Origin of the sequence: Streptomyces sp. NPDC079020 (assembly GCF_044542225.1) — a bacterium.
Classification (GTDB): domain Bacteria; phylum Actinomycetota; class Actinomycetes; order Streptomycetales; family Streptomycetaceae; genus Streptomyces.
On record NZ_JBITUB010000008.1, the window covers coordinates 206,292 to 229,834 of the forward strand.

Consider the following 23,543-nt stretch of genomic DNA (forward strand, 5'->3'; position numbering starts at 1 on the left):
AAGACGGTAGGTGGCCGGGCGGCGGCGCTGAAGTGTACGTTTCATCCATTCTTGACACGCTGACTGGATGGACCGTCCATGCCGGACCTGCCCGCCGGGCCGCCCACCCCGCCGATCCCCCTGGCCGCGCTCCTGGCCAGGGAGGAACTCGGGCTGCGCCGGATAGCGGGGCCGGCCGACGCGGACCTCCTGTGGGTGCACACCTCGGAGATGGCCGACCCGTACCCGTATCTGCTCGGCGGTGAGCTGCTGCTGAGCGCCGGGGTGCTGCTCACGGACCCGGACCGCTATGCCGCCCGGCTGGTGGAGGCGGGGGCGGCGGCGCTGGGCTTCGGGGTGCGGCCGGTGCACGAGACGGTGCCGCGGGCGCTGGTCGAGGCGTGCGAGCGGCACGGCCTGCCGCTGATCGAGGTACCGCCCGGGACACCGTTCACCGCCATCGCGCGGGCGGTGTGGCGGCTGATGTCCGAGGCGCGCCACCGCGAGCTGCGCCGGGTGACCCGCGCGCAGCAGGCCCTGGCGACGGCGGCGGCCCGCCCCGACCCGGTGCCCGCGGTGCTGCGGCAGCTCGCCGCGCAGCTGGAGGGCCGGGCGGCGCTGCTGACGGCGGAGGGCGAGGAACTGCACGCGGCGGGCAGCCGCCCGGAACCGGCGCTACGGGAGGCGCTGCGGCGGCTGGCGAGGGTGGTGGCCCCGGGCGAACCGCCCTCGCCCGCGCCCCCGGCTTCCGCGCCTCCGGCTTCCGTACCCCTGGCTTCCGCACCCCCGCCCTCCCCCACGCCCCCGGCTTCCGCGCCTCCGGCTCCCATGTCGGCGACGGACACGTTCGGCGAGGCGCAGCTGTCCGCGTACGCGCTCGGAGGCGGACAGGGCCTGGTGCTGGCTCTCGCGACCCGGCGGCGCGGGACGGGTGACCACACGGTGGCCGGTATCGCGGCCGTCCTGCTCTCGCTGCTGGCCGCCCCGCACCAGGGCGCCGACGCGGCGGGCCGTTCGGCGGCGCTCGTACGGATGCTGCTGGGCGCGGCTCCGCAGGAGGTGGCCCCGCTGCTGGGCGGCGAGGGCCCCTGGACCGTGGTGCACGCCCGCCGCACGGACGGCGCCGCCGCCGGCCCGCTCACCGCGGGGGCCCTCGGCGCCTCCCTCGGCTCCGCCCTGGTCGACGCGGGCAGGGGCGGCGACCCGGTGCGGATCCTGCTCAACGGCCCCGCCCCGCTCGCCCCGCAGCCGGGCTGGACGCTCGGCGCCTCGGCCCCGGTACCCGTCGGGGACCTCGACGCCGCCGACACCCTGGCGGCCCGCGCCCTGGGCCACGCCGAGGCGACCCGCACCCCGCTGGAGGCCGGCTCCCCCGCCTCCGGGCTCGCCGCCCTGATCCCCCCGGACCACGCCGCCGCCCACGCCCGCGCCCTCCTCGCCCCGCTCACCGCGCCCCTGGCCGACACCCTGCGCTGCTGGCTGTCCCTGCACGGCAACTGGGACCGTACGGCGGTGGCCCTCTCCGTCCACCGCAACACGGTCCGCCAACGCATCGGGCGGTGCGCGGAGTTGCTGGACATGGACCTGAACGACATGGACGTAAGGACGGAGTTGTGGTTCGCGCTGCGCCGGACGTGAGAACGGGCCGAGAAGGGCGCGGGCCGGACGAAGGCGCGAGGGCGGCCGCGCCGGGTGCGTACGGCTTCGCCCGGGGCGTACGGCTTCGCCCGGGGCGTACGGCTTCGCCCGGGGCGTACGGCTTCGCCCGGGGCGTACGGCTTCGCCCGGGGCGTACGGCTTCGTCGGGCCGCGGGCCTTCCTGAGGGCACGCACGCGAAGGGAACCGGGCTCGCGTGATCGACCGTACGGGACAGGCGACCGCGACAGACACCCATGAGGACATGCTCCGACCTCATTCACGCCTACGGTCGGCCCATGACCACTTCCACGGACAGTCCGGCCACGTTTCCCCCCGGCGAGCGCGGTGAGTTGCTGCGGGCACTCGCCGAGCAGCGGGAGCTGCTGCTGATCACCCTGCGCGGCATCACCGACGTACAGGCCGCACAACGCACCACCGTCAGCGAGCTCACGCTGGGCGGGATCGTCAAGCACATGGCGAAATGCCAGCAGGTGTGGGCGCAGATCCTGGTCAGGGCGGACGGCGAACTGCCGGACGGGATGCTCGACATGGAGCAGTACCGGATGGCGGAGGGGGAAACGCTGCCGGGACTGCTGGAGCTGTACTCGGCAGCGACGCGGGCGCTCGACGAGGCCGTGCGGTCCCGGCCGGACATGGACCGGACCGTGCCCCTCCCCAGGACTCCGTGGTCCCCGCCGGAGACGGTCCACTGGCCGGCGCGCCGGGTCCTGCTGCACGTGATCAGGGAGAGCGCCCAGCACGCCGGGCACGCGGACATCATCCGGGAGACGCTGGACGGGGCCAGCACCACCGCCCAACGGTGAGGGCGCCGTCCCCGCGTCCGTCGGGACCGTGGAACCGGCGTGATTGGATCTCTGCCCGGTCCTCCTTCCCTCACGAACGGGAGAAGAGGACCGGCCGGAACAGAGCAGAGAGACGGAGAACGGGGAACATGCGCAAGTCGGTTACGGGAATCGCTCTGGCCGCCGCGGCGGTAGTGCTGCTGTCGGGCTGCGGAAGCGATGACGGCGCGAAGGACGGCAGGAAGGCGGCGAACGGCGGGGGCGACAAGGCTTCGGCGTCGCAGAACCCGTCGCCCGGGGTCGCCAAGGACGGCGCCACCCACCAGGTGACGCTGGAGGTCGAGGGCCAGGGAAAGACCCAGGTCATGTACAACGCCGCCAGCAGCGGCTTCGAGGAGCAGACGCTTCCGTGGACGTTGACGGAGACCGTTGAACTCACCGACGCCGAGCGGAAGGTGGGCTACCTCATCACGGCCGTTCCGGGATCGGTCACCGCCGCTGACGGCTCGTTGCAGCAGGCTCCCTGTGTCATCAAGGTCGACGGCGAGAAGGTCGCCGACAACGACGCCGGGAAGAACCCGAAGGGCTGCACCTACACGATCAAGGGATAGCCGGTTCCCCCGGTCGTCCGGGGGCGTGGGGTCGGGGCCGAGGCAGCCCCGGCCCCGCGCTCCGACCCCGGCCCAGGCCCCGGGCACGGCGCGGTGGACGGGCATGTCGCCCCCGTGGCCGGGGAGTTCGAGGCACTCCCCCGCGCCACGGCCCGGCTCAGCGCCGCCCCGCGGCCCCGCCCCTCACCAGTCCCGGGCCGCGATCAGCTCCTCGCCGTCCGCGTCCTCGAAGCCGTACGCCGTCGCGATGAACCAGAACGCCTCGCCTATCTCCTCGCGGGCCACGGTCTCGATCTCGCTGCCCGCCGCGTCGAACTCCGCCTCCAGGGCGTTGAACGCTTCGGTCGCCACCTCGGTCAGGGCGTACAGGGCCGTCAGATCCGCGGGGTTCTCGGCCTCGATCCGCTCGCACAGGTGGAGCAGGACCGCCTTGCCCTTGTCGAGCACATGGTCCGGGTAGTAGTCGTCCTCGTACAGCGGGAGCAGGAACGCGTACTCCGCCACCCGCTCGTTCGTGATCGCCACGGCGACACCCCTTGCCCGTCCGAAAGCCCGAAGGCCGAAAGCCCGAAGATCCGACTCCACGATCCTGCACCACGCCACTGACAACACCGCCGCGCCGGGGTGTGCGCGTGCCGAGCATCACCCTGGACAGGCACCTTGACTGCCGGGTAACTTCAGCAGGACTGGCTGAGCAAGCGCTTAGCCCTGCTGACGAAGCCGAAGCTGACAGCTCACAAGGAGGCACCCCGTGCGCCGTACGGTATTCAACGAGGACCACGAGGCGTTCCGGGAGACCATCCGCGCCTTCATCAAGGCCGAGGTCGTGCCGGTCCACGACGAGTGGTTCGCCGCCGGCCAGGTGCCGCGCGAGTTCTACCACAAGCTCGGTGAGCTGGGCGTCTTCGGCATCGAGGTCGACGAGGAGTACGGCGGCGCGGGCATCGAGTCGCACAAGTACGAGGCCGTCATCTACGAGGAGACCTCCCGCGCGGGCGTCTCCTTCGGCGGCTCCGGCGTGCACACGCTGCTGGGCCTGCCCTACATCAAGATGCTCGCCACCGACGACCAGAAGAAGCGCTGGCTGCCGAAGTTCGCCACTGGTGAGGAGATGTGGGCGCTCGCGATGACCGAGCCCGGCACCGGCTCCGACGTCGCGGGCATGAAGACCACCGCCAAGCTCTCCGAGGACGGCACGCACTACGTCCTCAACGGCGCCAAGACCTTCATCACCGGTGGTGTGCACGCCGACCGCGTGATCGTCTGCGCCCGCACCTCCGCCCCGCGCGAGGACGACCGCCGCTTCGGCATCTCCCTCTTCGCCGTCGACACCACGTCCGAGGGCTACTCGGTCGGCCGCAAGCTCGACAAGCTCGGCCTGCGCACCTCCGACACCGCCGAGCTGGCGTTCGTCGATGTCAAGGTCCCGGCCGAGGACCTGCTCGGCGAGGAGAACAAGGGCTTCGGCTACCTCGGCACCAACCTGGCCTCCGAGCGCTGGGGCATCGCCTTCGGCGCGTACGCGCAGGCCGCGGCCGCCGTCCGTTTCGCCCAGGCCTATGTCCAGGACCGCACGGTCTTCGGCAAGACGGTCGCCTCGTTCCAGAACACCAAGTTCGAGCTGGCCGCCTGCCAGGCCGAGGTCGACGCCGCCCAGGCCGTCGCCGACCGCGCGCTGGAGGCCCTCGACGCGGGTGAGCTGACCCCCGCCGAGGCCGCGTCCGCGAAGCTGTTCTGCACCGAGGTGGCGCACCGGGTCATCGACCGCTGCCTCCAGCTCCACGGCGGCTACGGCTACATGAACGAGTACCCGATCGCCCGCCTGTACGCGGACAACCGGGTCAACCGGATCTACGGCGGCACCAGCGAGGTCATGAAGTCGATCATCGCCAAGTCCATGGGTCTGTAGAGCGGCCACGTTCCTTTCATGAGCGCACCACTCGACTCCCTGCTCGATCTGCTCGACCTGGAGCAGATCGAGCGGGACATCTTCCGGGGCCTGAGCCGCAGCGCGGTCGTGCCCCGTGTCTTCGGCGGCCAGGTCGCGGCCCAGGCACTGGTCGCCGCGGGCCGTACGGTCCCGGCCGACCGGGGAGCCCACTCCCTGCACGCGTACTTCCTGCGTGCGGGGGATCCGGGCGCGCCGATCGTGTACAGCGTCGACCGGATCCGTGACGGGAAGTCCTTCACCACCCGCCGGGTCGTCGCCGTCCAGCACGGCCAGCCGATCTTCCACCTCTCCGCGTCCTTCCAGACGTACGAGGACGGGCTGGAGCACCAGACCGGCATGCCGGCCGCGCCGGACCCGGAGACGCTGCCCACGGCCGCCGAGATGCTGCCCCGGTACGCGGACCGGTTCAGCGACCCCGGGGTCGTGGACCGGCTGATCGAGGCGCGGGCCGCCGTCGACCTGCGGTACGTGGACGCCCCGCCGTTCGGGACGGTCGGCGAACCCCGCGATCCCCGCTCCCAGGTGTGGTTCAGGACGAACGGCAAGCTCGCGGACGACCCGCTGCTGCACGTCTGCATGGCCACGTACGTCTCCGACATGACGCTCCTCGACTCGGTGCTGCTCGCCCACGGGCGCGGCGGCTGGGCGGTCGGGGACGTGGTGGGCGCCAGCCTGGACCACGCGATGTGGTTCCACCGTCCCTTCCGGGCCGATGAATGGCTGTTGTACGACCAGGAGTCGCCCTCGGCCTCCGGCGGGCGCGGTCTGGGCCAGGCCCGGATCTACACGCAGGACGGGCAGCTGGCGATCACCGTCATCCAGGAGGGCGTGGTCCGGGTTCCCCGGGGCTGAACAGGTCACGGTCCGCCGGGTCCGAACAGGTCACGGTCCGCCGAGTCCGAACGGGCCGAAGCGTACCGATTCGGACATACTCCCCACCATGAGCGACGAGAGATCCGGTGGTGGGGAGTCCGCGTTCACGGTCGTCGTGGCGGCGGTCGCCAATCTCGGCATCGCCGTGGCGAAGGCCGTCGCCGGGCTGATCAGCGGATCGAGCGCGATGCTCTCCGAGGCCGCGCACTCGGTGGCCGACACCGTCACCGAGGTCATGCTCCTCACCGCGCTCCGGCGGAGCGGCAAGCCCGCCGACGAGGACCATCCCCTCGGCCACGGTCCCGAGCGCTACATCTGGGCGATGCTCGCCTCCATCGCGACGTTCGTCGGCGGCGCCGTCTTCTCCGTGTACGACGGCGTCCACGCCCTCGTCGAGGGCGAGGAGCCCGGGGATCCGCTCATCTCGTACATCGTGCTCGGCGTCGCCTTCCTGCTGGAGGGCTACTCCCTGCGCACCGGCGTCAGGCAGGTACGGCGCGAGGCGTCGAGGCTGCGCGTCCCGGACGCGTACTACCTCCGCCACACCCCCGACACCGCGGTCAAGGCCGTCGTGATGGAGGACTCGGCGGCCCTGGTCGGTCTGCTGCTGGCCGCGGGCGGGCTGCTCGGCGGGCAGCTCTCCGGGTCCGGCGTCTGGGACGGCATCGCCTCCGTCCTGATCGGCGTGCTGCTCGTGTACGTGGCCTGGGTGCTCGGCCGGTCCAACGCCCAGCTGCTGATCGGCCGCCCGCTGCCGCGGGCGATGCGGGCGGGGGTCCGCGAGGAACTGCTCTCGGTCCCGCACATCGTGGACGTACTGGAGCTGACCACGCTGATCCAGGGACCGGACGAGATCCTCATCGCCGCGAAGATCGATTTCCGGGACATGTCCACCGCCGAGCAGGTCGAGTGGGCGTGCGAGGAGGCGGAGGCGCAGTTGCGGGAACGCTTTCCGTCCGTCCACCGCGTCTATCTCGATCCGACGCCGGGGCCCGAGCAGCGGCGTGCGCGTCGGGCGCGCGGCACCGCGTGAGACATCGCGTCCCCTCACGTCCCCTCACGTCCCCTCACGTCCCTTTGTGCCCGATCACGCCCAATCGCGTGCATCCTGGGCCGCCGGCGGGCAACGCACGGAATGGTGCGGCATTCGGCACGCGCGGAAAATCTTACGGTTTCCGGGACAGGATGACCTTCAGGGAAACCTTTCCGGAAAGTAGCGCTCATGGTGCCGTTCCTCCCCCCCGAAACCGCCTTTCCCGTCCGCCGGCCCGAAACGGGGAATCATTCGCCGAAGGCCCGTGGTCGCCGCCGCGGCACTGACATCTCTGCTCGCCCTGGGCGTCATGCAGACAGCGGAAGCCATTCCGTCGACGAAAAGTCTCGGCGCCAAAGGGCGCGGCCTGAATATTCTGCTCGTCGGCACGGACGGCCGGGACACGATCACCCCGCGGGAAAAGAAGAAATTCCGCCTGGGCGGTGTCGCCTGCGACTGCACGGACACCATGATGCTGATCCATATCGCGCAGAACCGGAAAAGGGCCTCCGTCGTCAGCATTCCGCGCGACTCCTTCGCCCAGCTCCCCGCGCACCGGGACCGGCGCACGGGTGAGCGGCACGGAACGCACCCCGTGAAGATCAACGGGGCGTACGCCGAGGGCGGCGCCGGGCTCTCGATGCGTACCGTCGAGAAGATGACCGGTGTGACGATCGACCGCTTCCTCGCCGTCGACTTCTCCCGCTTCATGAAAGCCGTCGACACCATCGGCGGGGTCGACATCTGTACCGCGCGCCCGCTGAAGGACCCCGTGACCGGACTGGACCTCTCCTCCGGCACCCACCGGCTCAACGGCGGCGAATCCCTCCGGTTCGCCCGCTCCCGCAAGGTCGACGCTTCCGCCGACTTCGGCCGTATGCAGCGGCAGCAGCGCTTCGTCGTCTCCTTCATCAGGAAACTCCGGGCCGACGGAACGATGCGCAGCCCGGCCCGGCTTGCGGAACTCACCGACGTACTGCTCTCCGGCCCCCGCACGGAAAGGGGTGTCACTCTGCCCGACCTGGTCTCCCTGGCCCGGGACATGCACGGCACCGCGCTCTCGTCGCTCGAATTCGCCTCCGTACCCGTCAGGGACTTCAACGCCGATATCGAGGGGGTCGGATCGACGCTCGCCTGGGACGAGGCGAAGGCGGACGCCGTGTTCGCGACCATGCGGAAGGACCGGCCGCTGTCCGAGGCGAAGGCCTCGCTGCCCTCCCGGCCGGGTGCGACCGCCGCGCGCCAGGGCGAGTTCGTGCCCGTCAAGGGTTCGCGCGTCGGCTGCGGCTGAACCGGGCGGGGCCGCGGTGGGCCGCCGGGCTCCCCCGCCCCGGTCAGAACAGCCCGGCCGCGTCCAGGAGGTAGTCCGTCATCGGGTCGTAGAAGCGCGGGTCGGTGACATGGTCGTCCAGGGGGACGGTGACCTGGAGGGTGCCCTCGGACTCACCGAGGAACAGGGCCGGGTCGTTGCAGTCCGCGTAACCGATCGAGTCGAGCCCGCGCTGCCCCGCGCAGCCCGCCCAGCCGTGGTCGGCGACGACCAGGTCGGGCAGCGGCCGGCCCTGCTGCTCCATGGCGTCCAGGATGGCCGCCATCGGGGCCGGGGAGTGCGTGTGCCACAGGGTCGCCCCGCGCTCCAGCACGGCGACGTCCGCGAACTGGAAGACCATGCCCTCGTCCGCCATCAGCCCGGACGGAATCCGGACGATCTCGCAGCCGGCCCGGCGCAGGGCGTCCGCCGTCTGCCGGTGCACGTCCAGCAGACCGCCGGGGTGGCCGGTCGCGAACAGGACGCGCTCGGAGCCCGCCGCCGCCTTGCGCAGCCGCGCCGCCATCCGCTCCAGGCCGTCGACCGTCAGCTCCGGATCGATGGTGTCCTGGCCCACCCGGTGTGCGGGGTCGTCGTTCACGCCGCACCGCTCGGCCATGACGGCGAGCACGTCCTGCTCGTCGGCCCAGCGGTCGCCGAGCTCCAGGCCCAGCCAGTAGTGACGGTCACCGTTGGCGAGCTTGCGGTAGTGGGAGAGGTTGTTGTCGCGGGGTGTGGCGACATCACCTGCGATACGCGTACGGACGAGGTGATCGACGAGGGCGGCGCGGCTGGGTATCGGCATGCACCCATTGTGCCGTCCTGTGTGCGCATCGCGCCGGGTGTCCTGCTCACCGGGCGGCGCGAGGGGGGCGTCCGCCGTGCCCCGTCGTACGCCCGGCGCCCCGACCCGTACCCACGCCGCCGGTCGGCCGTCGTCCCCTCGTCGCCCCCCTCGCCGCCCCGGCGCAGGCTCCGCGTCACCCCCGTGTCCGGCCGTCGACCGGCCCGTCGACCGGCCCGGCTCCCGGCCCTCGACCCGCCCGGCGGAAGTCTTCCCGCGTTGTTCACCCCCGCGTGACCTGCTGCTTCGTGGAACGGACGGGCCCGGCCTCTCGAATGGAGACCCACAGAGGTCTGGACCACCGGAGTCACGCCAATCCCGTGTCCAATTCCGCCCGTTCCCCCTTTGACGGGTAAGTGGTCTATACCTTTGCTACTAGGGTGGGCCACCTGAAACCGCTACATACGCAGCCGTGGGGGGCTTTATGAGCGTGTGTCACCTTCCGCAACCACCTTCCGACGACGAGCTCTACTGGTACTTCGGCCCACAGCGCCGTTGGGTCCTGGTCAGCAGTTCCCTCGCCTTCGTGTTCACGGCGGCGACGATGTTCACCTTCGCGCTCCGGACACCCGCCCTGTGGGCGTTCCTCGCGGTCCTCGGGCTGAATGTCGTGGCCCTCGTCCTCTCCTCGCTGAACAGCCTTCGCCAGCGCCGGCTGACCCGGCAGTCGCACGACGTGCTCGTGCGCGCCTGGCAGCCCGCCGAGCTGCCCGGCGTCGATCTCTATCTGCCGACCTGCGGGGAGCCGCTGCCCGTCCTCGCCAACGCCTACCGCGCCGTCGCCGCCGTGGACTGGCCCGGGGCGCTGACCGTCTGGGTGCTGGACGACGCCGACCGGCCCGAGGTCGCCGCGCTCGCCGCCGAGCACGGCTACACCTATGTCGTCCGGCCCGACCGGGGGGACCTGAAGAAGGCGGGCAACCTCAACCACGCGCTCACCCTCAGCAGTTCGGAGTTCATCGCGATCCTGGACGCCGACTTCGCACCCCGCCCGGACTTCCTGCGCCACCTCGTCCCGTACCTGGCCGACCCCGGCGTCGGCATCGTCCAGAGCCCGCAGTGCTTCGACACCGACGAGGGCATGGACTGGATCCAGCGGGCCGCCGGATCGGCGCAGGAGTGGTTCTTCCGCTGGATCCAGCCGTCCCGCGACGCGAGCGACGCCGCCATCTGCTGCGGCAGCAACGCCGTGTACCGGCGCAGCGCGATCGACCTGGCGGGCGGTTTCGCCCGGCTCGACCACAGCGAGGACCTGTACACCGGACTCGCCCTGTACGAACGGGGGTTCCGCACCCAGTACGTGCCGGTACTGGTGGCCAAGGGCACCTCCCCGGACCATGTCACCGCCTTCGTCAACCAGCAGTACCGCTGGGCGATGGGGAACCTGCATCTGCTCGGGACACCCGTGCTGCGGCGGATGCGGGCGCCCTGGCGGATGCGGCTGTGCTTCTACGAGGGCATCGTCGGCTACCTGGCCACCGCGGTGAACACCTTCGCGGCACCGTTGCCGCCGCTGGTGATGATGTTCCTGTACCCGGACCACATCCGCCCCTGGCACGTACTGCCGCTCCTCGCGCCGCTCTGGCTCTGGCACGTACTGCTGCCGCGTGTCAGCCGTACCCGCTGGCGCGTGGAGGTGATCCGCGCCAACGTCCTCACGAGCGTCGCCGCCGCGACCGCCTTCCTGCACACGCTGCGGGGCCGCAGCGCCGCCTGGGTCCCCACCGGCGCGCGCGGCACCGGCACCCGGGGCGGGATGGCCCGCCGGGTGGTGGGCGTCTCGCTGGGCTGGCTCGTCGTGTCCAACGGGGCGGCCGCGGCCGGGCTCGCGCTGGCCGTCGCCCGCAACGGCTGGGAGCCCAGCTGGGGGCTGGGGCTGTACCTCCTGGTGCAGTGCCAGATCAACGCGCCGCTGATCCGGGACCTGCTGGCCGAGCTGCGTACGACGGCGAAGGCCGCGGACCGGCCGGCCCGCGGGAACGCCCGCCGAGACATCCGCCGTGCCGCCCGACTGTCCGCGGGCAGGGACGCGGGCCGGGACGCGGGCCGGGACGCGGGCCTGGATCCGGGACGGTCCGCCGGCCCCGCCGTCACCCGGCTCCGCGTCCGGACCGGCATGCTCCCCCGGCGCTGGCCCGAGACCCTCGCCGCCACCGCCGTCCTTCTCCTGACCGGCCTGCTCGCTTCCGGGCTCGTCAACCCGATGCTCCCCTGGCTGAGTTGAGCCGACGTGAAAGGCACCATCTCCATGCCGTTCCTCGTGACCCCGCGCCGGCGCCGGAACGGCGTCCCGCCCGGCGCACCTCCCGCCACCGGCTCCGGCGGCCCCGGCGGTGAATCCGGGCCGAGCCCGCACCGGTCCACGTTCCGGCCCGACATCGAAGGCCTGCGCGCGGTGGCCGTGCTCGCGGTCCTCGCCTTCCACGCCGGGATACCCGGCATGGCGGGCGGGTTCGTCGGGGTGGACATCTTCTTCGTCATCTCCGGCTACCTGATCACCGGACTGCTGGTCCGGGAGGCGATCACCACCGGCCGGATCCGGCTCGGCGACTTCTTCTCCCGCCGCGCCCGGCGGCTGCTGCCCTCGGCCGCCGTGGTGCTCGCCGCCGTGGCGGTGGCCGGCGCCTGGCTGACCGTACCGCTGCGGCGGACCGACCTGGAGTACGACGTCGTGGCGGCGGCGCTGTCCGTCGCCAACTGGCGGTTCGTCTCCCAGCAGACCGACTACCTCGCCGCCGGGCACGGGCAGAGCCCGCTGCTGCACTTCTGGTCGCTCGCGGTGGAGGAGCAGTTCTATCTGTTCTGGGCCCCGCTGCTGGCGGTGATCGTGATCGGTGCGGCCCGCGCGGTCCGGCGGGGACGGGCGGTGCGCGGTGCCGTGGCCCTGGTCACGGCGGTACTGGCGCTCGGCTCGTTCGCCCTGTCCCTGCACTGGACCGGCTCCTCCGTCTCCCTGGCGTACCTCGGAACGCCCTCGCGGGTCTGGCAGTTCGGGGCCGGGGCCCTGCTCGCCCTGCTGCCCTGGCACCTGATGCGCGGGCCGCGCCCGCTGCGTCTGCTGTGCGGCTGGGCCGGGGCGGGCGCGATCGTCTGGTGCGTCCTGTCGTACGACGCGGGCACCCCGTACCCCGGGTATGCCGCGCTCGTGCCGACCCTGGCCACGGCGGCCGTCATCCTGGCCGCGGTCCCCGGCCGGGGCGAGCGCCACGCCGAGGGCCCGTACGGGGTGGGGCGGCTGCTGGCGGGGCGCGCGCCGCGCGCCGTCGGGCGGCTCTCGTACAACCTCTATCTGTGGCACTGGCCCGTGCTCGTGCTGGCCGAAGCCCGCTTCGGGGTGCTCGGCTGGCCCGCGCGGACCGCGCTGACCCTGGCATCGGCACTGCCCGCGCTGGCCGCCCTGCGCTGGGTGGAGCAGCCGCTGCGCCGCAGCCGCACGGTGTCCGAACTGCCCCGGCGCGGGCTGGCGGTGGGGGTCTCGGCGATCATCCTCCCGGTGGTGCTGGCCCTGGTGGTGGGCACCACGACGCTCCGGCTGCTGGGTCCGGCCACCCCGGTCGACCTACGAGGGCTTCCGCCGGGTGCCGCCGCCGGGCCCTCGCTCCTGGCCCGGGACGCGGGCGCGCCGCTCGCCGACGGGCCCGTGGTGCCCAACCCCGTCCAGGCGCGGAAGGACTTCCCGCCGGACGGCGCCTGCGAGGTCGCGCCCGCCGTGACCCGCAGCCCCGAGTGCCTGTTCGGCGCGACGGACAGCCCGGACCGGATCGTGCTGCTCGGCGACTCGCACGCCGGGCAGTGGTTCTCCCCGATGCTCGCGCTGGCCGCCGAACGCGGCTGGGCGCTCCAGGAGTTGGTGAAGCAGGGCTGCCCGCTGCCCCGACTCGCGGTGGACAGTCCCCAACTGGGCCGCGTCTACCGGGAGTGCGACGCCTGGCGGGCGGACGCGCTGGAGCGGTTGCGGAAGCAGCCGAAGCCCAGGCTCATCGTGATCTCCTCGCTCAACCGCTACACCGCCGACCCCGGACTCCTCGCGGACGGCTGGGAGAAGACGCTGAAGCCGCTGCGCGCGCTCGGGGTGCCGATCGTCTACATCGAGGACACCCCCGTACCCGGTACGGACATCCCCGCGTGTGTCTCCGGCAGCCCCGAGGACCCGGGCGCGTGCGCGTTCGCCCGGAAGGACGCGGTGCCGGCCGATCCGCTGGCCCGGCGGATCGCGTCGGGCGCGCTGCCCGGCGTACGGAGCATCAGCGTGAACCCCGTGCTGTGCCCGGGGACCGGACCGGACTGCCCCGCCGTACGGGACAGGGTCCTGCTCTACCGGGACGACGCCCACCTGACCAACGCGGCCGCCGTCGTACTGACTCCCCGGCTGGAGCGGCTGCTCGGCGAATCCGGGGCACTGCCCGTGTCCGGGGTATCCGCGACGCCCGCGCCGGGCGCCCCCGGGGCCGACGGCTGGACCGAGCTGCTGCGCGACGACTTCGACGGTCCGGCGGGCAGCCGTCCGTCCGCCGCGCACTGGCAGTACGACCTCGGCACCTGCTACCCGGGCTGCCCCGCGCCGCAGTGGGGCACGGGTGAGATCGAGACCATGACCGACTCGGCCGACAACGTCCGTCTCGACGGGAGGGGCGCACTGGAGATCGTCCCCACCAGGAAGGCGGGCGCGTGGAGTTCGGGCCGCATCGAGACCCGGCGCTCCGACTTCGCGCCGCCGCCCGGCGGGGTGCTGCGGATCGAGGCGTCGATCGCGCTGCCGGATGTCACGGGGGCCGGGGCGGCGGGCTACTGGCCGGCCTTCTGGACCCTGGGCGCGCCGCTGCGTGACGGCTACACCGGGTGGCCGGGCGTCGGGGAGCTGGACATCATGGAGTCCGTCAACGGCCGGGACACCGTCTTCGGCAGCATGCACTGCGGTGTGCTGGAGGGTGGCCCCTGCGAGGAGCCGGTGGGCCGGACGTCGGGTCCGCAGCCGTGCCCCGGCTGCCGTACGGAGTTCCACTCGTACGCCGTCGAGGTCGACCGCTCCCCCGGCGCGGAGGAGGTCCGCTGGTATCTGGACGGGCGCGCCCACCACCGGGTGACGGCCGCCTCGATGGACGCCGGCACCTGGAAGCGGGCGGTGGACCACGGGGTGTTCCTGATCCTGAACGTGGCCGTCGGCGGCAAGCTCCCGCTCGCGGACGGGGCGGCTCCGGGCCCGGCCACCGAGCCCGGCCACCCGATGCGCGTCGACCGCGTCACCGTCTCGGCCCGGGAGGGGGCCGCCGCCGGGCGGTAGACGTCACGGGCGGGGTGGGGCCGGCTCCCGGCGGGGCCGGCCCCACAGCGTCATCGCGCGCAGCAGCCACTCCACCGGGCCGAGCCGGTGGCGCCGCATCAGCCGGGCGGACACGGCGAGTTGGCAGAGGTAGAAGAGCAGCGCCCCGGCCAGGGCGGTGGCCGCGCCCACCCGGCCGTACAGCGCGGCCCCGTAGCCGGTGAAGACCAGCGCCATGGCGAGGGACTGCGTCAGGTAGTTGGTCAGGGCCATCCGGCCCGCCGGGGCGAGCCGGGCGGCGACGGCGGCGCCGCGCGGGGTGGTGAACCAGAGCAGCAGGCCGCTCGCGTAGGCGGCGGACAGCGCCGGAGCGGTCACCATGCCGACGACGAACATCGGGATCTCCCAGCGGGCGGACAGCGGCCCGACCGTGCCCGCCGCCATGAGCGCCCCGCCGGGCAGCCCCACCAGGAGTCCCACCAGGAGAATCCGGCGCAGCCGCTCGGTGCGGCCGACGATGCCGGTGAGCAGGCGGCGCCTGCCCGCCACGTAGCCGACCAGGAACGCGGCGACGACCATGCCGCCCATCATGAACAGCCCGACCAGGAGGTCCGGCCAGGCACCGATGTTCGCGCGGAGCACATCGCCCGCGCCGCCCCGGTAGGCGGCGGTCAGATCGGCGGTCCGCGCGGCGAGTTCGGCGGCTTCGCCCTCGTCGGCCGGGTCCAGCAGTGCGACGGCCGCCGCGATGAGCAGGTAGAGGGCGGCCACGGCCCCGTACACCCAAAGCGCGGCGCGCCACATCCGGGCCGGGCCGGCGTCGCGGGCGGCGAACAGGATCAGGCCGAGCACGGCGTACGTGGTGAGGATGTCGCCGGGGTAGAGCAGGGCGGCGTGCAGGACGCCGAGGACGAACAGCCCGAGGAGCCGTCGCAGCATCCGCGGTGCGAAGCGGGCGCCGTCGCGTTCGGCCGAGGTCATCTGGAGCGTGAAGCTGTAGCCGAAGAGGAACGAGAACAGCAGGTAGAACTTGGTGTGCACGAGCATCGTGACCAGCCACAGCGCGGCGTAGTGCACACCGTCGGTGAGCGGGCCGCCGCCGCGTGTGCCCTCGATCCCGGACATCACCATGACGTTGGCGAGGAAGATCCCGACGAGCGCGAACCCGCGCAGGGCGTCGACCTCCACGATCCGCTGCCGCGCGGGCGCGCCCGGCGTCCCCGGTGTCCCGGCGGTCACCGGCACGGCGGGGGGTGGGGTGTGCGTCATGCGTGGTTCCCCCCGAACAGGACGCCCATGAGTACGAGAACGGTGAACGCGAAGGCGGCGCCCACGCCGGGATTCGTGCGGCGGACCGCGGACCGGCCGAGCATCACCAGGGCCGGGACCCAGCCCACCGCGTAGGTGATCCACGCGAGGTCCGTGAGGCGCTCGGTGGACGTCCCGTCACCCAACCGGAACAGCACCCAGGCCGCCAGGACGAAGAGCGCCGGTGAGGCCCAGAGATTGCGCTCGATCGTTTCCCGGCGCGACGGCCGGGGCTCCCGAGGCGTTGCATGGTCGTGCGACACGCGTCCCCCGCACATCGTGGTGGTGCCGCCCCTCCGGCCGGAAGGGCGGCTTCGGTCGACCCGGCTGTCCCGGTGGTTCCCGGGCTGTCCCGGTGGTTCCCGGGCTGTCCCGGTGGTTCCCGGGCTGCCCGGTGGTTCCCCGGCTGTCCCGGTCCTACCCGGCTGCCCGGTGGTTCCCGGGCTGCCCGGTGGTTCCCGGGCTGCCCGGTGGTTCCCGGCTGCCGGTGGTTCCCGGCTGCCGGTGGTTCCCGGCTGCCGGTGGTTCCCGGCTGCCGGGCCAGGTCCGCCGTCGGGCCAGGGCCCGCCGTCAGGACGGGCCCGCTGTCAAGCCGGGCCCGCCGTCAGGACGTCACGGTGAGCACGGTGGCCGCCGTGACGGCCGTGAGCACCGCCTGGACGTTACGGATCGCCTGCCGGACGCTGTCGCCCGCCCACTGGCCGTCCGCGATCTCCGCCATGCGCGGGGCCACCCGCTTGCGGGGTACGCCGGGGAAGGCCTGGCGGTGCATGTTCGTGGCGTGCAGCAGCGCGACCAGTCCGCTCGTACGGCTGTCCGGTTCCGCGCCGTCCAGGACGACGGCGGCCAGCCGGTCCCGCAGCTCCCGCTCCGCGGAGCCGTCCGCCTCCGGATAGCGCCGCACCGGGAACAGGCCGAGCGCCCGGTGCCGCTCCTCGGTCACCAGGCCGCGCTCGCAGAGGCGGTCCACCGCCGCGCGCACACCCTTGCCCTGGTCCTTCACCAGCCAGTCGGCCGCCTTGCGCCTGCCGGAGCCCTTCGCCCAGGCGGTGATCCGTTCCAGCCGCCCGTCGAGCAGCGCGTCACCGGTGGGCGCCGCGTCGGTCACGTCAATGCGGCCGCCGGTCACGGTGACACGGCCCGCCATGGCGAGTTCCAGCAGGATGCCGCCCGCCACCCCCCAGGCCGCGGATGTCTGCCCCTTCGCCGCACCGGTCTCGTCGTCCAGCGACAGCAGCATGATCTCTTCGGCCAGCGTGACGGCCATCCGTCGTATCCCCCTCGTCGGTCCTGCGGGTCGTGCGGTGCGCGCGGGTCGTGCGGTGCGTGTGGCGGTACCGCACCTCCCCCGCGGTGAGACGCCGTCGCGCCCCTGCGGGTTGCCCCTCCCGTCGCTACGAACCGGCCGCCGCCTCGAACGCCCCCCGCGCCAGCCGGTGCAGCAGCGCCGCCGTCGCCGTACGGTCGGGCAGGGCCTCGGGGCGGGCCAGGTGCGGGGTGGAGTTCAGCAGGCCGAAGACGGCGTGGACGGTGACCCGGGCCTCGTCCTCGGCCAGGTCGGGGTAGAGCTCACGGACGACGCCGACCCAGACCTCGACGTACTGGCGCTGGAGCTGACGCACCCGCTTGCGCTCCGTGTCGCGCAGGCGGTCCAGCTCGCGGTCGTGGAGGGTGATCAGCGGGCGGTCGTCCAGCGCGAAGTCGATGTGACCCTCGATGAGCGCGTCGAGCAGGGCCCGGGGGGAGCCGTCCGCGGCGGCCGCGTCCTGCGACACACGGAGCCGGCCGCCCTCCAGCAGGCGCTCGCTGATGCCCACCAGCAGCTCGGCGAGCATCGCGTCCTTCCCGGGGAAATGGCGGTAGAGGCCGGGGCCGCTGATCCCGACCGCGGCCCCTATCTCGTCGACGCCGACGCCGTGGAAGCCTCGCTCGGCGAAGAGGCGGGCGGCCTCCCGGAGGATCTGCTCGCGGCGGGTCGGGGCCGCGACGCGGGCGGCGGCATGGGTGCTCATGGGGATTCATTCTAGACAGGGCCGTTAGCGCTCGTTAACCTGAACGCAATGCGTTAACGCTCATTAACAATCGCGGTACGGGCAAGGGGGCTCGACACGATGCAGCAGGCACCGGTCCTGGCGAGCGCGGCCGATCCCGCCTCGGAGGCCTGGCAGGCCAATGAGGCGGCGCATCACGCGCTCGCCGGAGAGCTGCGCACGCGGCTCGCCACGGCACGGCTCGGCGGGGGTGAGAAGGCCCGCGCCCGGCATGTGGCGCGCGGCAAGCTGCTGCCCCGGGAGCGGGTGGACACCCTGCTCGACCCGGGTTCGCCCTTCCTGGAGCTGGCCCCGCTGGCCGCGGAGGGGCTGTACGGGGGCGCCGCCCCGGCGGCCGGGGTGATCGCCGGAATCGGGCGGGTCAGCGGCCGCGAGTGCGTGATCGTCGCCAATGACGCCACGGTCAAGGGCGGCACGTACTACCCGATGACCGTGAAGAAGCACCTCCGCGCCCAGGAGGTGGCGCTGGAGAACCGGCTGCCGTGCCTGTATCTGGTCGACTCGGGCGGGGCCTTCCTGCCGATGCAGGACGAGGTGTTCCCCGACCGGGACCACTTCGGCCGGATCTTCTACAACCAGGCCCGGATGTCGGGGGCCGGCATCCCGCAGATCGCGGCGGTGCTCGGGTCCTGCACGGCGGGCGGGGCGTACGTCCCCGCGATGAGCGACGAGGCCGTCATCGTCCGCAACCAGGGCACGATCTTCCTCGGCGGTCCGCCGCTGGTGAAGGCGGCGACCGGCGAGGTCGTCACAGCCGAGGAGCTGGGCGGCGGCGAGGTCCACTCCCGTGCGTCGGGGGTCACCGACCATCTCGCGGAGGACGACGCGCACGCGCTGCGGATCGTCCGGAACATCGTGGCCACCCTGCCCGAGCGCGGGGCGCTCCCCTGGTCCGTACAGCCGGCCGAGGAGCCGAAGGTCGACCCCGCCGGTCTGTACGGGGCGGTGCCGGTCGACTCCCGGACGCCCTACGACTTGCGCGAGGTGATCGCCCGGGTCGTGGACGGCTCGCGGTTCCAGGAGTTCAAGGCGGAGTACGGCACGACGCTGATCACCGGCTTCGCCCGTATCCACGGCCACCCGGTCGGCATCGTCGCCAACAACGGCATCCTGTTCTCCGAGTCCGCCCAGAAGGGCGCGCACTTCATCGAGCTGTGCGACCAGCGCGGCATCCCGCTCGTCTTCCTCCAGAACATCTCCGGCTTCATGGTCGGCCGGGACTACGAGGCGGGCGGCATCGCCAAGCACGGCGCGAAGATGGTCACGGCGGTGGCCTGCACCCGCGTGCCGAAGCTGACCGTGGTGGTCGGCGGGTCCTACGGGGCGGGCAACTACTCCATGTGCGGCCGGGCCTACAGCCCCCGCTTCCTGTGGATGTGGCCCAACGCCAAGATCTCCGTCATGGGCGGCGAGCAGGCGGCCTCCGTGCTGGCGACCGTCAAGCGCGACCAGCTCGGCGACGACTGGAGCGCCGAGGACGAGGACGCCTTCAAGGCGCCGATCCGCGAGCAGTACGAGACCCAGGGCAACGCGTACTACGCCACCGCCCGGCTCTGGGACGACGGTGTGATCGACCCGCTGGACACCCGCCAGGTGCTGGGGCTCGCACTGACGGCCTGCGCCAACGCCCCGCTGCCCCAGAAGGACCCGGCCGGGCCCGGCTTCGGCGTCTTCCGGATGTGAGGAACACATGACGATGTTCGACACCGTTCTTGTCGCCAACCGCGGCGAGATCGCGGTCCGCGTGATCCGGACCCTGCGCGAGCTGGGTGTGCGCTCCGTCGCCGTCTTCAGCGACGCGGACGCCGACGCCCGGCACGTACGGGAGGCGGACACGGCGGTACGGATCGGTCCCGCGCCCGCCGCGCAGAGCTACCTCAGCGTGGAGGCCCTGCTGGACGCGGCCCGCCGCACCGGCGCGCAGGCCGTGCACCCGGGGTACGGATTCCTCGCCGAGAACGCGGACTTCGCGCGGGCGTGCACGGACGCGGGGCTGGTCTTCATCGGGCCGCCCGCCTCCGCGATCTCCCTCATGGGCGACAAGATCCGGGCCAAGGAGACCGTCGCCGCGGCCGGGGTGCCGGTGGTGCCCGGGTCCTCCGGCAGCGGGCTCACCGACGCCCAACTGGCCGACGCCGCACGCGGGATCGCCATGCCGGTACTGCTGAAGCCCTCGGCGGGCGGCGGCGGCAAGGGCATGCGGCTGGTCCGGGACGAGGCACTGCTGGCCGAGGAGATCGCGGCGGCCAGGCGCGAGGCGCGCGCCTCGTTCGGCGACGACACCCTGCTGGTGGAGCGCTGGATCGACCGGCCGCGCCACATCGAGATCCAGGTGCTGGCCGACGCGCACGGCCATGTGGTGCACCTGGGCGAGCGCGAGTGCTCGCTCCAGCGCCGCCACCAGAAGATCATCGAGGAGGCACCGTCCGTCCTGCTGACCGAGGAGACCCGGGCGGCGATGGGTGAGGCGGCCGTCCAGGCGGCCCGCTCCTGCGGGTATGTCGGCGCGGGCACGGTGGAGTTCATCGTCCCGGGCGACGATCCCGCCGCGTACTGCTTCATGGAGATGAACACCCGCCTCCAGGTCGAGCACCCGGTCACCGAGCTGATCACCGGCCTCGACCTCGTGGAGTGGCAGCTGAGGGTGGCGGCGGGCGAGCACCTCCCGTACGCCCAGAGCGACATCACCCTCACCGGGCACGCGATCGAGGCCCGGATCTGCGCCGAGGACCCCGCGCGGGGTTTCCTCCCCTCGGGCGGCACGGTGCTCGCGCTGCGCGAGCCGCAGGGCCACGGGGTGCGGACGGACTCCGGGCTCAGCGAGGGCGTGCCGGTCGGCAGCCTGTACGACCCGATGCTGTCGAAGGTCATCGCGTACGGCCCCGACCGCGCCACCGCCGTACGCAAACTGCGTGCCGCCCTCGCGGACACGGTGATCCTGGGCGTCCCGACCAACGCGGGATTCCTGCGCCGTCTGCTGGCCCACCCGGCGGTGGTGGCGGGCGAACTGGACACCGGTCTGGTGGAGCGCGAGGCGGACGGACTGGTCCCGGACGGGGTGCCGGACGAGGTGTACGCGGCCGCGGCCGCGCTGCGGCTCGACGCGCTGGCCCCCCGGCCGGACGCGGGCGGCTGGACGGACCCCTTCTCCGTGCCGAACGGCTGGCGCACGGGCGGCGGGGCGGCCCCCCTGACGTTCCCGCTCCGGGTCACGGGCAGCGAGCCGGCCGACCGCGCCGCCCCCCACGCGTCGGCGGTCACCCCGCACGGGGTCACCGTCGAACTGGACGGCGTCACACACCACTTCCACCGCGGCGGCCACTGGCTGGGCCGCGACGGCGACACCTGGCACGTCCAGGACCACGACCCGGTGGAGGCCTCCCTGAGCGGCGCCTCCCGCGCCGGCGCCGACACACTGGCCGCGCCGATGCCGGGCACGGTCACGGTGGTCAAGGTGGCGGTCGGGGACGAGGTCGCGGCCGGGCAGAGCCTGCTGGTCGTCGAGGCGATGAAGATGGAACACGTCATCTCCGCCCCGCACGCCGGCACCGTCACCGAACTGGACGTCATCGCCGGAGCCACGGTCGCCATGGACCAGGTCCTGGCCGTGGTGGCGCCCGTCGCCGCACCCGTGACCGGGGAGGAATCATGACCGTACAACCGCTCGGGCTGCCCATGGAGGTGCCCGCCCCGGACCTGCCGGCCCGGGTCCGCATCCATGAGGTGGGCGCCCGCGACGGCCTCCAGAACGAGAAGGCGGTCGTCCCCACGGAGGTGAAGGCGGAGTTCATCCGCCGGCTCGCCGTGGCCGGGCTCGCGACGATCGAGGCGACGAGCTTCGTGCACCCCCGCTGGGTGCCGCAGCTGGCCGACGCCGAGCAGCTCTTCCCCATGCTCGGGGAGATCGCGGACATCGGGGATGTGGCGCTGCCCGTCCTCGTGCCCAACGAGCGCGGACTGGACCGGGCGCTGTCGCTCGGGGCCCGCCGGATCGCCGTGTTCGGCTCGGCGACCGAGACCTTCGCCGCCCGCAATCTGAACCGGACCGTCGACGAGTCGCTCGCCATGTTCGAGCCCGTGGTGGCCCGCGCCAAGGCGGACAAGGTGCATGTGCGCGGCTATCTGTCGATGTGTTTCGGCGACCCGTGGGAGGGGCCCGTGCCCGTCCACCAGGTCGTCCGGGTCGCCAAGGCGCTGATGAACCTCGGCTGCGACGAGCTGTCGCTCGGCGACACGATCGGCGTCGCCACCCCCGGCCATGTCCAGGCACTGCTGTCCGAGCTGAACGAGGAGGGCGTGCGCACCGACACCATCGGGGTGCACTTCCACGACACGTACGGCCAGGCACTGTCCAACACCCTCGCCGCGCTCCAGCACGGGGTGAGCACCGTGGACGCCTCCGCGGGCGGCCTCGGCGGCTGCCCCTACGCGCGGAGCGCGACCGGAAACCTCGCCACCGAAGACCTCGTGTGGATGCTCCACGGCCTCGGCATCGAAACCGGGGTCGACCTCGACGAGCTCGTCGCCACGAGCGTGTGGCTCGCCGAACAGCTGGGCCGCCCCAGCCCCTCCCGTACCGTCCGCGCGCTCTCCCACAAGGAGTGAAGACCATCATGGCCCTGGATCACCGGCTGACCCCCGAACACGAGGAACTGCGCCGCACCGTCGAGCAGTTCGCACAGGATGTGGTCGCCCCGAAGATCGGCGACCTCTACGAGCGCCACGAGTTCCCGTACGAGATCGTGCGCGAGATGGGCCGGATGGGCCTGTTCGGCCTGCCCTTCCCGGAGGAGTACGGCGGCATGGGCGGCGACTACCTCGCCCTCGGCATCGCCCTGGAGGAGCTGGCCCGGGTCGACTCCTCGGTGGCGATCACCCTGGAGGCCGGGGTCTCGCTGGGCGCGATGCCCGTCTTCCGCTTCGGCACCGAGGAGCAGAAGCAGCAGTGGCTGCCGAAGCTCTGCTCGGGCGAGGCGCTGGGCGCGTTCGGCCTGACCGAGCCGGACGGCGGCTCCGACGCGGGCGGTACGCGCACGACGGCGGTGCTCGACGAGGCGGCCGGCGAGTGGGTGATCAACGGTTCCAAGTGCTTCATCACCAACTCCGGTACGGACATCACGGAGCTGGTCACGGTCACCGCGGTGACCGGCCGCAAGGAGAACGGCGCCCCGCGCATCTCCTCGATCATCGTGCCCTCCGGCACCCCCGGCTTCACCGTCGCCGCCCCGTACTCCAAGGTCGGCTGGAACGCCTCGGACACCCGTGAGCTGTCCTTCTCCGACGTCCGCGTCCCGGTGGGCAACCTGCTGGGCGAGGAGGGCCGCGGCTACGCGCAGTTCCTGCGGATCCTGGACGAGGGCCGGATCGCGATCTCCGCCCTCTCCACGGGCCTGGCGCAGGGCTGTGTGGACGAGTCGGTGAAGTACGCCGCCGAGCGGCACGCGTTCGGCAGGCCGATCGGTACCAACCAGGCGATCCAGTTCAAGATCGCCGACATGGAGATGCGGGCGCACATGGCCCGCATCGGCTGGCGCGACGCGGCCTCCCGGCTGCTGGCGGGCGAGCCGTTCAAGAAGGAGGCGGCGATCGCCAAGCTGTACTCCTCCACGGTCGCGGTGGACAACGCCCGCGAGGCGACCCAGATCCACGGCGGCTACGGCTTCATGAACGAGTACCCGGTGGCCCGCATGTGGCGCGACTCGAAGATCCTGGAGATCGGCGAGGGCACGAGCGAGGTCCAGCGGATGCTGATCGCCCGCGAGCTGGGGCTGCCGGCCTGAGCCACCCGGGCCGGGGCCGCCGTCCGCGAGACCGGACCCGCTCTGCCGTTCCGCCGCCGTAACCGGGTGTACGGCAGCGGACGGCAGCCCCGGTCCGGTGCG

General features: G+C 72.8%; 19 protein-coding genes. 13 read left to right on the forward strand and 6 right to left on the reverse strand.

What is annotated here, in order from left to right:
* The first annotated feature begins 78 nt into the window (after nt 1–78).
* The 3 genes from ACIGJO_RS18925 (at nt 79) to ACIGJO_RS18935 (ending at nt 3,032) form a co-directional block, all read left to right on the forward strand.
* Nucleotides 79–1,617 (forward strand): PucR family transcriptional regulator, encoded by a 1,539-nt coding sequence (locus tag ACIGJO_RS18925; RefSeq protein ID WP_399959343.1) that lies wholly within the window; start codon nt 79–81, stop codon nt 1,615–1,617.
* A 297-nt stretch (nt 1,618–1,914) separates the two neighbouring features.
* Entirely contained in the window at nt 1,915–2,442 is a 528-nt protein-coding gene (locus ACIGJO_RS18930) for a DinB family protein (RefSeq protein ID WP_399959345.1), read from the forward strand.
* A 128-nt stretch (nt 2,443–2,570) separates the two neighbouring features.
* On the forward strand, nt 2,571–3,032 hold the full coding sequence (locus ACIGJO_RS18935; RefSeq protein WP_399959347.1) for a hypothetical protein: 462 nt from the start codon (nt 2,571–2,573) through the stop codon (nt 3,030–3,032).
* A gap of 183 nt (nt 3,033–3,215) precedes the next feature.
* On the opposite strand, the gene ACIGJO_RS18940 is transcribed toward ACIGJO_RS18935, so the two are convergent.
* Entirely contained in the window at nt 3,216–3,557 is a 342-nt protein-coding gene (locus ACIGJO_RS18940) for a DUF5713 family protein (RefSeq protein ID WP_399959349.1), read from the reverse strand.
* Between the two features lie 226 nt (nt 3,558–3,783).
* Between ACIGJO_RS18940 and ACIGJO_RS18945 the strand changes: the two genes are divergently transcribed.
* The 4 genes from ACIGJO_RS18945 to ACIGJO_RS18960 all read left to right on the forward strand — a co-directional run bounded on the left by ACIGJO_RS18945 (nt 3,784) and on the right by ACIGJO_RS18960 (nt 8,180).
* Nucleotides 3,784–4,941 carry an acyl-CoA dehydrogenase family protein gene (locus tag ACIGJO_RS18945; RefSeq protein WP_399959351.1) on the forward strand — a complete coding sequence of 386 codons (1,158 nt, stop codon included), beginning with the start codon at nt 3,784–3,786 and terminating at the stop codon, nt 4,939–4,941.
* 18 nt (nt 4,942–4,959) lie between these two features.
* The gene (locus tag ACIGJO_RS18950; protein ID WP_399959353.1) at nt 4,960–5,835 is read left to right on the forward strand and encodes an acyl-CoA thioesterase; all 876 of its coding nucleotides are present in this window, start codon (nt 4,960–4,962) and stop codon (nt 5,833–5,835) included.
* A gap of 88 nt (nt 5,836–5,923) precedes the next feature.
* Nucleotides 5,924–6,889: a cation diffusion facilitator family transporter gene (locus ACIGJO_RS18955; protein ID WP_399959355.1), complete on the forward strand. Its 966-nt coding sequence runs from the start codon at nt 5,924–5,926 to the stop codon at nt 6,887–6,889.
* Nucleotides 6,890–7,154: 265 nt separating this feature from the next.
* Nucleotides 7,155–8,180 (forward strand): LCP family protein, encoded by a 1,026-nt coding sequence (locus ACIGJO_RS18960; RefSeq protein WP_399959357.1) that lies wholly within the window; start codon nt 7,155–7,157, stop codon nt 8,178–8,180.
* Between the two features lie 43 nt (nt 8,181–8,223).
* On the opposite strand, the gene ACIGJO_RS18965 is transcribed toward ACIGJO_RS18960, so the two are convergent.
* Nucleotides 8,224–9,003 (reverse strand): phosphatase, encoded by a 780-nt coding sequence (locus ACIGJO_RS18965; protein ID WP_399959359.1) that lies wholly within the window; start codon nt 9,001–9,003, stop codon nt 8,224–8,226.
* A gap of 463 nt (nt 9,004–9,466) precedes the next feature.
* On the opposite strand from ACIGJO_RS18965, the gene ACIGJO_RS18970 reads away from it, so the two are divergent.
* Together ACIGJO_RS18970 and ACIGJO_RS18975 are read left to right on the forward strand one after the other, a co-directional pair.
* Nucleotides 9,467–11,266 (forward strand): glycosyltransferase family 2 protein, encoded by a 1,800-nt coding sequence (locus tag ACIGJO_RS18970; protein WP_399959361.1) that lies wholly within the window; start codon nt 9,467–9,469, stop codon nt 11,264–11,266.
* Nucleotides 11,267–11,290: 24 nt separating this feature from the next.
* Nucleotides 11,291–14,323, forward strand: coding sequence for an acyltransferase family protein (locus ACIGJO_RS18975; protein ID WP_399959735.1), 3,033 nt, complete (start codon nt 11,291–11,293; stop codon nt 14,321–14,323).
* Nucleotides 14,324–14,326: 3 nt separating this feature from the next.
* Here ACIGJO_RS18975 and ACIGJO_RS18980 read toward each other — a convergent pair whose 3' ends face one another.
* From ACIGJO_RS18980 to ACIGJO_RS18995, 4 genes are all read right to left on the reverse strand, one after another.
* The gene (locus ACIGJO_RS18980; RefSeq protein WP_399959363.1) at nt 14,327–15,571 is read right to left on the reverse strand and encodes a DUF418 domain-containing protein; all 1,245 of its coding nucleotides are present in this window, start codon (nt 15,569–15,571) and stop codon (nt 14,327–14,329) included.
* Nucleotides 15,568–15,873 carry a hypothetical protein gene (locus ACIGJO_RS18985; protein WP_399959365.1) on the reverse strand — a complete coding sequence of 102 codons (306 nt, stop codon included), beginning with the start codon at nt 15,871–15,873 and terminating at the stop codon, nt 15,568–15,570. Before ACIGJO_RS18985 ends, ACIGJO_RS18980 begins: the two co-directional genes overlap by 4 nt.
* A 341-nt stretch (nt 15,874–16,214) precedes the next feature.
* Nucleotides 16,215–16,877, reverse strand: coding sequence for a GPP34 family phosphoprotein (locus ACIGJO_RS18990; protein WP_399959367.1), 663 nt, complete (start codon nt 16,875–16,877; stop codon nt 16,215–16,217).
* A gap of 127 nt (nt 16,878–17,004) precedes the next feature.
* A complete protein-coding gene (locus ACIGJO_RS18995; RefSeq protein ID WP_399959370.1) occupies nt 17,005–17,622 on the reverse strand; it encodes a TetR/AcrR family transcriptional regulator in 618 nt (205 codons plus the stop codon).
* A 99-nt stretch (nt 17,623–17,721) separates the two neighbouring features.
* Here ACIGJO_RS18995 and ACIGJO_RS19000 point away from each other — a divergent pair, with 99 nt between their 5' ends.
* From ACIGJO_RS19000 to ACIGJO_RS19015, 4 genes are read left to right on the forward strand one after another with little or no spacing between them, the layout of a single operon-like run.
* A complete protein-coding gene (locus tag ACIGJO_RS19000) occupies nt 17,722–19,344 on the forward strand; it encodes a carboxyl transferase domain-containing protein (RefSeq protein WP_399959372.1) in 1,623 nt (540 codons plus the stop codon).
* 7 nt (nt 19,345–19,351) lie between these two features.
* The gene (locus ACIGJO_RS19005; protein WP_399959374.1) at nt 19,352–21,313 is read left to right on the forward strand and encodes a biotin carboxylase N-terminal domain-containing protein; all 1,962 of its coding nucleotides are present in this window, start codon (nt 19,352–19,354) and stop codon (nt 21,311–21,313) included.
* A gap of 23 nt (nt 21,314–21,336) precedes the next feature.
* Entirely contained in the window at nt 21,337–22,266 is a 930-nt protein-coding gene (locus ACIGJO_RS19010; RefSeq protein ID WP_399959737.1) for a hydroxymethylglutaryl-CoA lyase, read from the forward strand.
* A gap of 8 nt (nt 22,267–22,274) precedes the next feature.
* A complete protein-coding gene (locus ACIGJO_RS19015) occupies nt 22,275–23,441 on the forward strand; it encodes an acyl-CoA dehydrogenase family protein (RefSeq protein WP_399959376.1) in 1,167 nt (388 codons plus the stop codon).
* The last annotated feature ends 102 nt before the right edge of the window (nt 23,442–23,543 follow it).